This is a genomic window from Actinomadura decatromicini (assembly GCF_008121305.1).
GTDB lineage: Bacteria > Actinomycetota > Actinomycetes > Streptosporangiales > Streptosporangiaceae > Spirillospora > Spirillospora syzygii.
Genome location: NZ_VSRQ01000008.1, coordinates 351,269 through 363,345 on the forward strand (window position 1 = coordinate 351,269; position 12,077 = coordinate 363,345).

The following is a 12,077-nucleotide window of genomic DNA, read 5'->3' on the forward strand; positions in this document are numbered from 1 at the left end:
TGCGTCATTCCCCGCCGATCCGAGGCTGCTCCCACCGACAATGTGGCGGACCGGGCCCGAAAGATCCTGGCCGACCCGTGCCGGGGGATCCGCTTCAGCACCGGCCAAGGCGGGCCCGGGCCTGACGCCTCGCTTGTCAACAACGCAAGTAAGTCCTCTACCTGCGCTTACGTGTGGTGGACCTGCTTCTCCCGTACACCAACCGAACAGACATCCTTGTGGATCTTGAATACTCCATCCGGAACCTTGAGAAGAGTCTGGCGACGCCAGTCGAGGTTTCGTCCAGCGTCCGGAGGCAGACCAACTCAGCGGCTGGTGCATCCCGTCAGCGTGTGACCGTCCGCCTCACGGAGGCCGAGATCAGCGCCTTGGTGGCTGAGTTTCAGGATGGCACCGCCGCCTGGAAGCTGGCCAAGCGCTACGAGATCGGGCTGAGCACTGTGAAGCGCATTCTGCGCGATCGGAAGGCACGGCCCTCCGATGCACTCAGGCGTGACTCCGATCCGAACTCGGGACGGGGGCGTCGGATGAGTCGGATGGTCGCCGAAATCGTCCGCGCCCGTGAAGATGGTCGCCTCCCGGAGCGCTTTCGGGCAGCCGACGTCCGAGAGGCGTGCCCTGGCTGGGCAGAGAACACATACAGCACGGTGCTTTCTGATCACCGGGTGGGCAATCCCGGTGACGATACGGCCTATTTTGTGAGGCACGCGGACGGCACGTACAGCTTGTTCTAGATCCCGTTTGGGGGGGTAGACGTCTTCCGGAGAACTGGCGGGAAAGGGAACTATAGCCAATAGCTGTCATTCATCTTCGGGTCGGGTTCCAGGTCGGTTTCAACGGGCCAGATGGTAATGCTCGAGTCTTGTTGAGCCCAGTCGTCGACGCTGGCGCGAGCTTGATTGAGCATGTCGCACTGGCCACGTGAAAGGTAGAACCGCACCGCCTTTACCTTTTCCCAGGTCTGATGAACGTCTCGAAGGTTACGCGGGGACGCAGAGGCAACAGCAAGGTACTGCTCCACAATGCCCACCACATGAGATTTTGAAATCCGCGAGTGAAGCTGGGGCAGAATGGTAACGCCACCGTCGGAGCTGTAGACCACGACGATGGTTGGTGGCGTCTGGCCGCCTAGATATCGGACGGCATTGTTGAACCGGCTGCCGCGAGCCGGATCACCTTCGCCTTGGGCAATGCCGTCGAGGATGACGCCAATCGCGTGGCAGAGTCCTTGGGGGTCTACGAGAATCGCACCGTCCATGTTGGTCAACTGGGTCAGGAGCTCGGGTGTGAGGCGGACTGGTTCAACCGACCAGGCTTGCGGGAAAAGTCTGGCGGCCTCTCTCCGCGCATCACCAGAGATAACGAGCATGGCGCCGTGCTTGTGTTTCCCCGCAGCCTTGGCAGCTTCCAGGAGTGCGCCTACGTCGGCATCTGGGAAGAAGAAGCGATCAACAAGGTCGTGGAGGTAAGACTCGTTTAGGACGCGCGAGGGGAGGTGCGGGGTGCCGTTTCGAAAGGCGAGGAGTGCCCTACCAGCGTGAGAGAGTTCCCAGGAGCCCCGGCCGGTAATGTCCACTACGAAGGCAGTCTCACTCGCCGCATCGTAGTCGGGCCTTAGCGTTCCTAGCCCATATACGTTTTCGCCGTCAGACAGCAGATCTACCCCAGGGCCGCTGACCTCGAGCAGTTTTCTCGCTGCGGCTATATTGCGAATCGAGGCGGATTGGCCTAGCTTCAGTTTGACGTCAACTGCTGAATGCCCCCGTCTGGCGAAGACTACGCGCCCCACCCCCGACCGGCCTTCGTAGGGCAATGCGGAGAGATCGCTCATCAGTCGGTGCCCGTCATAAACATTTGCGTCCGTCCCCGCACAATACAGAGTCGTAGCCACCATTAGCCCGGCGGCCTTTCGTGCAAGTTCGTGATGCCCGAGTCCCAGGTCAACGCCCAGATTTCGTATGCGAAGCTCTTGAGCTGCAAAACTCAACGCTTCATCAATGACTGCATGCACCAAGGATCTATGTATACGAAGGCGACCGCGCAGTTTAGTCGTGATCTGGGGGACTTGCCTTAGGATTTCCTTGTCAACCCCAAGAACAATATGAACGAGGTAGTCGTCAAGCTTGACCGCGCCGTGTACGAAAAACGCCCTGTCCTGACCACCAGGCAGGTCAGCCAGGGTCTCCTCAATAGCTTGGGCACGCATCCAGTTGCGTAGGCCTTTATGAAACGATGCTTCAGCCCGTGCGTCTGAGTGAAAAACGTTACGGTCGGGATGCTGTTCATATAGGTGGGCAGCCCGTTCACGGACCTTCTTGAAATCGCTCGGCCTGTAGGGGCCAACTTCTGGTTCGATGCAGATATCGAAATCATGCTCGCCGGCCACCTGGAACCCTACGAGCACGATCGCAGGATCGCCGAAGAAACCGATAGCTTCTAGCGCCGCTCTTATTCCGGCCTCTACCGTCAGCCGGAACGTGTGTTGATAGGCCCACATGAACTGCTGTATATGGCGCTGTGCCAACGTACGTCCTAGGGCCGGCGCCAACGGGCGAACGGCTTGGCCGGTTCAAACTCGGAAGCTGCAAGGGCCGAGGCGGCGTCGCCGTAGCTTGCCTTACTCCACTCGGGTAGCTCTATCTCGCCCACGGTCTTGCGGTCTGTGAAGTAGCGACCAGTCAGCAACTCGCCATCCCGGCCTGCCAGATAGAGATCACAGACGCCGCAATGGTGATTGCTGCGATGCTGGAACGGTGGACGTGGTTCGTTCACATATATCCAGCTCAGGCGCCACCGGCCATCGGTTTCTCTGATCAGCCGCCCTTGTTCGGTCACTGACGATGATTCACCGGTGAATAGCGTTGCTACCAGTGTCGAGTTGGTTTGCTTGACGCGAATGACGGTAGGAATCGGCGCGACGGGCTGGCTCTCGCCAGGCCGGATATAGTCTGACTGCAGCAGCCCGCGCCAGGTGCCGGCAACGGTGGGCTTGCCGGTAAAGAGCCGGACGATATACCACTTCCAGATAAAGTGATCGTAGAGGAGGAACACGATCGTGGCGAGGCTGGCGGCAATGGAGAAGACGCGCAAGACATCACTGGAGATGGCCTGCCCGGTCAACAAGGCCATGGCGAGCCACACCAGCGCCACAATCGCTACCGTGGCTGTAACCTTGATATTTTGCATATCAGCTCAACTTTAGGTGGCTCCAAGCCTTGGCGGTGAGATCGCGTGCATCCGCCATTGTCCATGGTTGCCCGGTACTGAACAACTGCTTGATGCCGTTGGGCTCAAACCACTTCTGTGCCTCACCGCCGGTGTCGGTACGGTTCCAGATATACCCGAGAACGGCCTTAAGGTCATCGGTCAACGGTGTTTCGCCTTGGTGATTGAAGTGTCCGTCGGGAACGCAGTAGACTAGACACTCCATAAAGTAGCTGGGCAGCTCGTCCATCTTTCCGGCTGCGACGAGGTCGTTCTCGAGGCGTTTGAGGATGCGGACCAGATACTTGTAGCGCCGACGTGTGCGTGTGTTCTTTGCCCTGCCGTTATCAAGCTGCTGCTGGGGGTAGTTTACGACGGTGGTGCCGTCGGTCCGGAACACCTTGTGGCCCTGGTGGTAGGTCAACTTGCCTTGTTCGTCGTAAAAGTATTTTCGAAAATGGAACGAAGGTACGACGTCGGCCTTGACGCGTCCGGAGTTCTCGGCCACCTCGATAGCCGTCTTCCCGGTAGTGTCGCAGGCGCTCCCGAAGGCGTCGTTCATAGCCTTTTCAAGCTCACGACGAAACGCAAGGCCTGGGTAATGGAAGCCAGTGACTGCCCCGTCACTCTTGTCTGATGGCTTCAGCGCACTGGAATCGTGATAGTAGAGGCCTTCGTGGAGGACAGCGATATCGACATCGCTGTCGGTGCGCACGTTGGTGTTATTGGCGTATGACCCCTTGGGGAAGAAGCCGAGCGTGATCTGGTCGAAGCCCGACCAGTCCAGTGCGGCATTGCGCACCATGCGCTCGGCACGATCTTGCTTGTCCTGCTCGGTCGGGCTCGACGGCTCCTTGTACCGGTTTAGCTTATCCTCTAGTGCCGTCACGCGTTCCCCCGTCGACAATCATCGCCCTTGGCATGCTTCCCCGGGAGGGCTAACTACCCGAAGGCATGCTAGCGGTTGATCGTCAAAGGGAGGGGCGTATCTGGGGCATTCGTCAGCGACTGGTGGTGATTGAGTGATTTCGGATGCTGTTGTGAGTCATAGTCTGATCTTTCGCATCCCTCCGGGCGGTACACGGCTGGCTGCCGTACTGCGCAGCAGAAGCAGAGCTAGGGGATGGCTGCCGAAGTCGCCGTTCCACTTGTGTGGACAGGCTTCGCCCCGGATAAGGAAGCCAGGGGTTGGGTCGCAGGAGTCGCCGGTGGCTCCCAATGTATGGCGTTGCTCGCCCTACGGCTGGGGACGGCCATCCTTGAGGCGTTCAACGAACCTTCGCCACGCCACCGCCGCGAACGTGAGCGCCGACCCGTCCGGGTCCTTCGAGTCGCGTACCGCGATCAGACCCGGCAGGTTGGTGGCGACCTCAATGCACGCGCCCTCACCGCCGTTGGAGTAGCTGCTCTTGCGCCACTGGGCGCGGGACAGGTCTACGCGGGGGTGTGTCTGTGCCATCCCGCCCCTCCTTCGTTCCATCCGCCCGTCGCCTTAGCTCATCTCGTCTGCGATGCGGCGGATGAGGTCGAGCGATGCGCTCTTGCCGAGTGCCTCTGCCCGAAGATGGTCAAAGACCAGCCTATACCGCCGCACTTCATCCTCTCGCTCCAGAAACAGGGCGCCGGTGAGGTGCTCCACGTACACGATGGTGGGGTCCTTGGGGTCGGCGAAGCCGAGGATGCGGAAGCCGGTCACGGGGTTGACGTGAGCGGCGGCGGTGGCAGGCAAGATCTGAACGGTGACGTTTGGCCGGCTGGCCACTTCCGCCAGGTGCAGGAGCTCCCCGCGCATCACGTCGTCACTGCCGAGCCGGACCCGGAGGGCGGTTTCGGAGATGACGAACCAGAACTCCGGCTGGTGATCCGCGGTGAGGATGCCCTGCCGTTCCAGCCGGACAGCGACTTGCCGGTCAATCTCTTCGGGCATGCCGGGTGTGGGACTGGCCTGGAGGACGGCCAGGGCGTAGTCCTCGGTCTGGAGAAGGCCGGGGATGTAGAGCGGCTGGAAGTCGCCGAAGGTGACGGCTTCGGCCTCGAAGCCCACGTACACCTGGAACCACTCGGGCAGGTTCATGCCGTAGGTGTGCCACCAGCCCTTCTTGCGAGCGTCGCGGGCGAGCTGTACGAGGGCGGTTGCTTCGGCTCCGGTGACGCCGTAGACCTCCAGGAGCTCGTGGACGTCACCGGGCTTGGCGGAGATCTTGCCGGTCTCGATACGGCTGATGCGCGGACCGGAGTAGCCGAGTCGTTCGCCGACCTGCTCACAGGTCAGGCCAGCCTGCTCACGCAAGGCCCGCAGCTCGATCCCGAGACGCTTGCGCTTGACGGTGGGATTGGGTGTACCGGACAAAAGCCTCACCTTTCTTTCAGACATTGACGGCTGAACCGGGCATTCCATAAAAGATCTTGGAATGATACGTAGACGTATGTTGCGTGTCCTTGCCCACGGCGTCATTCTGATGACCGTACCGCGATGCATCATACGCCCACGCATGACGCATGGGCGGCTGATCCGGTCACGTCCCGCTACGCATACCCGGCCAAATCGGAAGGCGGCGGATCTTCCCATGCCAAACCCACCGGGCACTCCGAAGCCGAACCATTCCGCAACCACCACCCCTTCTATGCGCACGGCTGGCGGAGGTCAGGAGGGGGACAACGCCAGTCGTGCCCAGCCGCAGGACCGACGCCGTCGTGAGGGCTCGCCGTCCATGCCCCCAGGGCGAGCCTCCGAGAGCGATGCTCCGGCGTCGGTCCTGCATCCATCTCCGGCCACTCAGCGAGTTTCGAGCGTGGCCACGTGTGTCTTCTCGCCGCCTCAGTCGCTGGACTCGTTCGAGGTGACGTTGGGGAATCACCCGTCATCGGTTCCGCTGGCCCGCCGCTTCCTGCGGGAGTGGTACGGCCACTGGGGACTCTCCGACTCCATCGTCGAGGCCGGCGAACTAGTGGCAAGTGAGCTCATCACGAACGGGCTCAAGGCCCAAGCCGGTGGCGTGAAGGTGCGCTTCCGGTGGTCGCCGCCCGCAGCTTACGTCGAGGTCTGGGACGCCGACCCCACCCCACCGGTACCGCAAACCCCTGAGCTGATCGCGCTGGGTGGGCGCGGCCTCATCTTGGTCGAGGCCTACGCCTCCCGATGGGGCCACTACCCCAGCGATGGGGGCAAGGTGGTATGGGCTGAGTTCATCTGGAAGGTGGCAGGTGGAGTCACCTCCTGAGATCCACTTCATGCCCATTGTCGGTCCGACGGGCGGCTTGAAGCTCGAAGCACTGGCGGCTGATACGAGCCCATTGGGATCGTTACCCCTGGCCGAGTTGGCGGCCCATGACTGCTGGATGGTGTTTGCGTCTTGCCTGCAGGTGGCGGACTTGCAAGACCACCAGCCGGGAGTGGGCCTGTCGGTGAATGTGCACCCGGCGTACCTGGAGGACCGGTTTCTGGCCGCCCGGATCGCTGAGCTCGTGGCCTTCACTGGCCTCGATCCCCGCCTGCTCACGCTGGAGGTGACCGAGTGTCGGTCGGTGGATCTGAGCTGCCAGTTTGTAAGAAAGAATTTGATCGGTCTGCATGCCATGGGCATGAGCCTGGCCATTGACGACTTCGGGGCTGGGTATGCCACCGCAGCCCAGGTCAAGGCTCTGTGCGGGGTCTTCTCGTTTCGCTATCTCAAGCTCGACATGTCCCTAATGCAGGGTTGGGCGAGCCGAGCCGGACTGCGGAAGATCCGGCATGCGGCATACCTGGCTCAGCGCCATGGGTTGGAAGTGGTGGCCGAAGGCATCGAGACAGCGGAGCAGCTGGACTTTGTGCGGGCACAGGGCTGGTGGGCGCAAGGGTTCTTCATCGGGAAAAAGACGGTGATTGAGACCTTTAAGAGCTGGAAGCTTGACTGAGCGCATGTAGCCGTATGGTCAGACGCCCGGCCCCCGTGGTGAGGGCCGGGCGTTGTGTTACGACCTTGGCCGCATGATCATATATCCCTCCTCGTTCATCGGGAAGGTTCGGGCGACGGCGACATGGACGAGGAGAAGTCGCAGGTAGTCCATGGGTCCCTCCACCCCCGCGAAGATCTGCTCCACTCCGCCGCGCTCGTCCTGGAGGAAGTAGGTAGAGGGTTCGGAGAGCTCGAAGAGCTCCTCCAGAACCGGAAGGGCGTCCTCCCAGGTGAGCGTGTCGAGAGCGAACTCCCAGAACACGGTGGTGGGGTTCTCGCCGTTATGGACGGCCGCCAGCTTGTCCGGGAACTCCTTCCTGAGGCGCTCAGTGAACGCGTCGAGGGCCGGCGTCTCGATTGAGCCATATGTGCCCAGTGTCGCTTTCACGCGCCGCCTGACTGCTTCGTGGTCACTCACTCGCGAGCCTCCTGCTGGGTCTGGGCCCTGTGCGAATCACAAGGCCGAGCCGCTGCCTTGAAGCAGGGGTCCGGTCTGGTGATTGCCACTTAGAGTATAACGATTATCATTTTGTGTGCAATTAACCGAATGGGGTGAAGTCAGACATTTGGAGGCACTGCGGGGCTGGCGCTTGACACTCTCGGCTTGGTCCTTACTCTAGGCAGCGGGCCCGGATCCTGGGGGTATGATTTTCCGGGCTGTTTCAATACGGGGGCACTGTAATACTGGTGCTGCTAGGAGTCGGCAATGTCTTATTGTCATCCCTTCGAGTCTTTCTGGCACACCAGAACACGCAATCACTGTGTTCTGGAGGCAAGTAAAGATGGGGATAGATGTAGAGCGCCTTGTTGCGCTGACGGAAGAGCTATACAAGGCCGTACCTCACGGATTCACAAGCAAACTTCTTCTCAAGTCCCCGATAATCAAAGCGCTTGCACAGGTGGAGGATGGCCTGGAGCAGCGTGCTGCTGAAATGCGGATCCGCAACTATCTGAGGATAGCTGTCGATGAAATTAACGAGTCGACGCGAGTAGATTTCCTGCCTGACCCCATATCACCTGAGAGAATGCAGCAAGCTCTCACCCTGCTTCTCTTTTTGAATAAAGGAAAAGTTCCTGTCGATTCGCGGCGTGCTGATGTAATGGAACTAATGGGCGCGCATTTCGCCTTCAGTACATGGAGGGCGCGCTTCGGTCGGGAATGGCAGCTCCTAGAGGTGCTGGCCGAGCGACTTCTGCTGGCCGAAGAGGATCATCAAACTTCCAGCAGATAGCCGTCACAAATCGATCAGCTTTTGGCTCCTTTCCGGTGCAGGCTTGAGGCGAGCCCACCGGAAAGGAGCACATCATGCACTACCGCCAAGACGAGGAAGCCGCCCTAATGCCGTGGCTTCGGCCCGAGGCAGATCGCCTCCCGTCTCCTCGGGCCGTTAGTCAGGTCACCCGCTTCTACGAGGAGGACGCGGCGTATCGAGCCGAGGCCAGGATCGCCGCCGGCGGGCGGATGGCTCACCGAGCCGCCGAAGAGCTCATCGAGCTTGATGCGTACATCGCCCGCCGCACCCAGGGTAAACCGCACCTGGAGATGATGCTTCGGCGCTACCTGCACGAGGCGCTCGGTTACTGCTCCGGCGAGCTCATCGCCCGCTACATGAACCGCCCGTGACGGCGCTCGTTGTCGCTCTTTTCATCACCTACGTTGTCACCGCTTTCGTGGCGGTTGGCATGTGGGAGAAGGCGCGGGAGCAAGAGTACGAAGCCGCCAAGCAGGCTGAACGCTCCGTCCAGCTCCAGCGCCAACTCGATCGGCTCCAGGCCGACGACGGGCGCCTGGTCGATGAACTCATGCGCCGGGGCGAAGCCCGGCTGCGGGAGATCGAGGCGCAACACCGCCGTACGTGCGGCCCTAGCCCTATGTCTCAGCTCGAATCCGAAGGGGAGGTCTATGGGCCGACGCACCCGTCGCCGAATGGTCAATGGCAAGCAAGAGGACCGAGAGCAGGCCGAGCGTGAGCGTTCCTTGCGGGCGCTGGCCTGGGAACTGCGCCGTCTGGCGCGCAGGCGCCCATCCCAGGCTTGCCCGCCACCTACCCAGGAGCGTGACAGCGCATGAGTGATAGCAAGCCCAAGGCCTCCAAACACCTGGGAAAGGCGATGGCAGCGGCCACGCTATTGCTGGGCGTGGCGCTGGCAGCACGTCTGGTGTATGAGCTGCTGCTGCCACTCTTGCCCCTGGTGGGTGTGTTCCTGATTCTCGCCATCATCTACGGCGTGCTGTTTAGTCAGCGCCGCCTGTAACAATCCCTGAAAGATTATCCGCATGTTCGGTTTATTTTCGGGTTTACCTCCGAAGCAGGCCAACATGCGCCTCCCGTATAACAGGTACCGAACGCAAGCAACCGGCTATTTCTCGGCGCGCTACCCAGGTGCGGGTGGGTAGCCGTGTGCCTGAGTCACTTACAAGAGAAGGGGGGCGAGTATGAAGTGGAGCATGGGCAAACGCGGGGATAGGGAGGAATGCAACGTGGGCCTGTGGGTGCTCGCCCTCCTTACTCTCGCCCATCAGCTGCGAGAAGGTCGGGACCGGTCGGCCCGTGACCGCGCGGAGGTGCAGCCAGCGGTCACGGGTACCGAGGAGGTGGCGGATGACTGAAGCGCTTTTCCTCCTCGCTTCTGCTGTTGTCGGTCTTGCCAGCATGGGTGGTGTTCTGCTGGTTCGAGCCCGAAGTGCTGCCCGCTGGCGGCGCAGCCTCGTGTCCTACCGGCTGCGGTTTCCCCGCGGGCTTGATCCGGCTGCCGTAGGAGACTTCTTGGCCGGCTTGTCGGGGCTGAGCGCTCGCCACATCGTCCGGCCGTTCGTGGTCCGGGGCGTCGTCTTCGAGGTTTCGGCCACCCGCGCGGGCATTACCCATCACTTGCTGGTGCCTCGCTCGGCTACACCTGTCGTACTCAGTGCCCTTCGCGCTTCACTGCCGGGTGTCGTTGCCGCGCCTGACGAGGAGTACCAGCCGCCGCGGCCGACCAGGGCCGCCGAGCTGGCGCTGTCACACCTGCGGCGTCCGCTTGTTTCGAGCAAGGAAACCCTGAGCGTTCGCATCCTGGCCGGACTCCAACCCTTGCAGGAAGGGGAACGGCTGTATGTCCAGTGGACGGCCGCGCCGCTGGGGCCGGTGTCGCTGGTTCCCCGGACGGCTACCGCTCAATTGATTCCGGGCTTTTTGGCGCACTTGTGGAGCGGCTTCGCCGCACACGAACCCGATGCCGACGAGATCAAGGCGGCCCGCGCCAAGTTCGAGACGCCGGTGTTTCTGGCGGCTGGACGGGTCGGTGTGGTGTCGGGTAGCCCGGTCCGCACGTCCCAGCTGATGCGCCGAATGTTGTCGCTCTACCGCTCTATCTCGGCTCCCGGCGTCCACCTGTACCGCCGCCGATTGCCGCAGGGGCTTGCGGTTTCCGCGATGAGTGAGCACCGCCCGCCCCTGGTGGGAACCCCGTGCGTGGTCAACGCCGCCGAACTTGTCACGCTCGCGGCAATCCCGGTCGGCGACCTGGCTTTGCCCGGTCTGGCTCTGGGTGGCTGCCGTCAGCTCGCCCCGGCTCCAGACATCCCCGCTGAGGGCCGCATCGTGGCCCGGTCCAATTTCCCGGGGAGTAAGCGGCCCCTCGCCTTGGGTGTCTCAGACAGTTTGCGACATTTGCATGTCATCGGTCCGACCGGCGTCGGTAAGTCAACGCTGCTGCTTGGGCTCATCACCCAGGATATGGCGGCCGGGCGCGGGGTGGTGGTCGTGGATCCCAAGGGCGATCTGGTGGCTGATGTGCTCGACCGAGTGCCGGAGCGTCGCGTCGGTGACGTGGTCGTGCTCGACCCCACCGACGAGGAGCGGCCGGTAGGCCTCAACCTCCTGGCCGGCGCGTACCGGGAGCCCGAGCTGGTGACGAGTCAGCTAGTGGGGATCTTCCACCGGCTCTACAGCTCGTCTTGGGGCCCCCGGACTTCGGACATCATGAACGCCAGCCTCTTGACGCTCAGCACCCAACCGGGCATGACGCTGTGCGAGGTGCCGCTGCTGCTAACGAACCCGGCCTTCCGGCGGAGGCTGGTGGCCCGGCTGGATGATCCGGTGGCGCTTGGCCCCTTCTGGGGCTGGTACGAGGGCATGAGCGACGGCGAGCGCGCGGCCGCTATCGGGCCGGTGATGAACAAGCTGCGGGCGTTCTTGCTGTCCCGGCGGCTGCGTAACGTCCTCGGCCAAGCGCAGCCCCGGCTCGACCTCGGGAAGGCCCTGGCCAGCCGCAAAATCTTGCTCGTGCCTTTGAGTAAGGGCTTGCTCGGCGAGGAGGCGGCCGCGCTCATTGGCTCGCTAGTGGTGGCCCGGCTGTGGCAGGCCGTGCAGTACCGAGCGGGACTGTCAGCCGACCGCCGCCCGGTGACGTTCGCCTTCATCGACGAATTTCAGGACTACCTCAACTTGCCGACCGGCGTCGCCGACATCCTCGCCCAAGCGCGCGGCCTCGGGCTCGGCCTGACCCTGGCGCATCAGCACCTGGGACAACTCCCGGCCGCTATCCGGGACGCAGTACTGGCCAATGCCCGCAGCCGGATCATGTTCCAGCTATCGGCCACGGACGCGCATGCGTTGGCGCGGGAGCTGGCCCCGCATCTGTCGGCGACGGACCTGGGCGGCCTTGGCCCGTATGAGGTGGTGGCGACGCTGGCTAGCGGCGCGCGGGTCGCTCCGCCCGCGACTGGGGCGACGCTGCCACCGCCGCCGAGTACCGACCAGGCCGAAGCGGCGCGCAGCGCTTCACGGGAGCACTACGGCATCCCGCGCGATGAGGTTGAGGCCGCGATTCGCTCACGGCACGAGGGCCCGCGTCCGGGCGGAGCGGTCGGCCGAACGGAGGGCGCGCTATGAAATCTGCCCTGCCGCTCGCTTCGCCGGTCGCGTGCCGAATGGCCACCTGTTTTTGCAG

At 62.5% G+C, this 12,077-nt stretch carries 14 protein-coding genes; 7 read left to right on the forward strand and 7 right to left on the reverse strand.

All coding sequences use genetic code 11. The features are described from left to right. Positions 1 to 176 precede the first annotated feature (176 nt). Positions 177 to 734 carry a hypothetical protein gene (locus FXF68_RS34450; RefSeq protein ID WP_148766773.1) on the forward strand — a complete coding sequence of 186 codons (558 nt, stop codon included), beginning with the start codon at positions 177 to 179 and terminating at the stop codon, positions 732 to 734. A 50-nt stretch (positions 735 to 784) separates the two neighbouring features. Here FXF68_RS34450 and FXF68_RS34455 read toward each other — a convergent pair whose 3' ends face one another. The 5 genes from FXF68_RS34455 to FXF68_RS34475 all read right to left on the reverse strand — a co-directional run bounded on the left by FXF68_RS34455 (position 785) and on the right by FXF68_RS34475 (position 5,554). After that, complete coding sequence (locus tag FXF68_RS34455) at positions 785 to 2,497, reverse strand: anti-phage protein (RefSeq protein WP_148766775.1); 1,713 nt, start codon at positions 2,495 to 2,497, stop codon at positions 785 to 787. Positions 2,498 to 2,532: 35 nt separating this feature from the next. Beyond that, positions 2,533 to 3,150 carry a Cap15 family cyclic dinucleotide receptor domain-containing protein gene (locus tag FXF68_RS34460; RefSeq protein WP_148766777.1) on the reverse strand — a complete coding sequence of 206 codons (618 nt, stop codon included), beginning with the start codon at positions 3,148 to 3,150 and terminating at the stop codon, positions 2,533 to 2,535. 37 nt (positions 3,151 to 3,187) lie between these two features. Beyond that, a complete protein-coding gene (locus FXF68_RS34465; RefSeq protein ID WP_148766779.1) occupies positions 3,188 to 4,093 on the reverse strand; it encodes a nucleotidyltransferase-like protein in 906 nt (301 codons plus the stop codon). Positions 4,094 to 4,441: 348 nt separating this feature from the next. Next, positions 4,442 to 4,663, reverse strand: coding sequence for a DUF397 domain-containing protein (locus tag FXF68_RS34470; RefSeq protein WP_148766781.1), 222 nt, complete (start codon positions 4,661 to 4,663; stop codon positions 4,442 to 4,444). A 33-nt stretch (positions 4,664 to 4,696) separates the two neighbouring features. Continuing rightward, positions 4,697 to 5,554, reverse strand: a complete 858-nt coding sequence (locus FXF68_RS34475; protein ID WP_222870217.1) for a helix-turn-helix domain-containing protein — start codon at positions 5,552 to 5,554, stop codon at positions 4,697 to 4,699. 442 nt (positions 5,555 to 5,996) lie between these two features. On the opposite strand from FXF68_RS34475, the gene FXF68_RS42755 reads away from it, so the two are divergent. Further along, complete coding sequence (locus FXF68_RS42755; protein ID WP_187438251.1) at positions 5,997 to 6,425, forward strand: ATP-binding protein; 429 nt, start codon at positions 5,997 to 5,999, stop codon at positions 6,423 to 6,425. Positions 6,426 to 6,435: 10 nt separating this feature from the next. Continuing rightward, positions 6,436 to 7,101 carry an EAL domain-containing protein gene (locus tag FXF68_RS34485; protein WP_187438252.1) on the forward strand — a complete coding sequence of 222 codons (666 nt, stop codon included), beginning with the start codon at positions 6,436 to 6,438 and terminating at the stop codon, positions 7,099 to 7,101. A 57-nt stretch (positions 7,102 to 7,158) separates the two neighbouring features. Here FXF68_RS34485 and FXF68_RS34490 read toward each other — a convergent pair whose 3' ends face one another. Beyond that, positions 7,159 to 7,560: a hypothetical protein gene (locus FXF68_RS34490; protein ID WP_148766787.1), complete on the reverse strand. Its 402-nt coding sequence runs from the start codon at positions 7,558 to 7,560 to the stop codon at positions 7,159 to 7,161. Positions 7,561 to 7,924: 364 nt separating this feature from the next. On the opposite strand from FXF68_RS34490, the gene FXF68_RS34495 reads away from it, so the two are divergent. Next, on the forward strand, positions 7,925 to 8,374 hold the full coding sequence (locus FXF68_RS34495) for a hypothetical protein (protein ID WP_148766789.1): 450 nt from the start codon (positions 7,925 to 7,927) through the stop codon (positions 8,372 to 8,374). Between the two features lie 74 nt (positions 8,375 to 8,448). Beyond that, positions 8,449 to 8,766 carry a hypothetical protein gene (locus FXF68_RS34500; protein WP_148766791.1) on the forward strand — a complete coding sequence of 106 codons (318 nt, stop codon included), beginning with the start codon at positions 8,449 to 8,451 and terminating at the stop codon, positions 8,764 to 8,766. On the opposite strand, the gene FXF68_RS34505 is transcribed toward FXF68_RS34500, so the two are convergent. Further along, positions 8,748 to 8,990, reverse strand: coding sequence for a hypothetical protein (locus FXF68_RS34505; protein ID WP_148766793.1), 243 nt, complete (start codon positions 8,988 to 8,990; stop codon positions 8,748 to 8,750). The genes FXF68_RS34500 and FXF68_RS34505 overlap by 19 nt on opposite strands. A 219-nt stretch (positions 8,991 to 9,209) precedes the next feature. Here FXF68_RS34505 and FXF68_RS34510 point away from each other — a divergent pair, with 219 nt between their 5' ends. Together FXF68_RS34510 and FXF68_RS34515 are read left to right on the forward strand one after the other, a co-directional pair. Further along, positions 9,210 to 9,398, forward strand: coding sequence for a hypothetical protein (locus tag FXF68_RS34510; protein ID WP_148766795.1), 189 nt, complete (start codon positions 9,210 to 9,212; stop codon positions 9,396 to 9,398). 347 nt (positions 9,399 to 9,745) lie between these two features. After that, positions 9,746 to 12,019, forward strand: coding sequence for a type IV secretory system conjugative DNA transfer family protein (locus FXF68_RS34515; protein ID WP_148766797.1), 2,274 nt, complete (start codon positions 9,746 to 9,748; stop codon positions 12,017 to 12,019). Positions 12,020 to 12,077 lie beyond the last annotated feature (58 nt).

Coding starts and splice junctions, on each gene's coding strand:
- FXF68_RS34455 (WP_148766775.1), bottom strand. CDS start 2,497: ATGTGGGCCTATCAACACACGTTCCGGCTGACGGTAGAGGCCGGAATA.
- FXF68_RS34485 (WP_187438252.1), top strand. CDS start 6,436: ATGCCCATTGTCGGTCCGACGGGCGGCTTGAAGCTCGAAGCACTGGCG.
- FXF68_RS34470 (WP_148766781.1), bottom strand. CDS start 4,663: ATGGCACAGACACACCCCCGCGTAGACCTGTCCCGCGCCCAGTGGCGC.
- FXF68_RS34495 (WP_148766789.1), top strand. CDS start 7,925: ATGGGGATAGATGTAGAGCGCCTTGTTGCGCTGACGGAAGAGCTATAC.
- FXF68_RS34500 (WP_148766791.1), top strand. CDS start 8,449: ATGCACTACCGCCAAGACGAGGAAGCCGCCCTAATGCCGTGGCTTCGG.
- FXF68_RS34515 (WP_148766797.1), top strand. CDS start 9,746: ATGACTGAAGCGCTTTTCCTCCTCGCTTCTGCTGTTGTCGGTCTTGCC.
- FXF68_RS34510 (WP_148766795.1), top strand. CDS start 9,210: ATGAGTGATAGCAAGCCCAAGGCCTCCAAACACCTGGGAAAGGCGATG.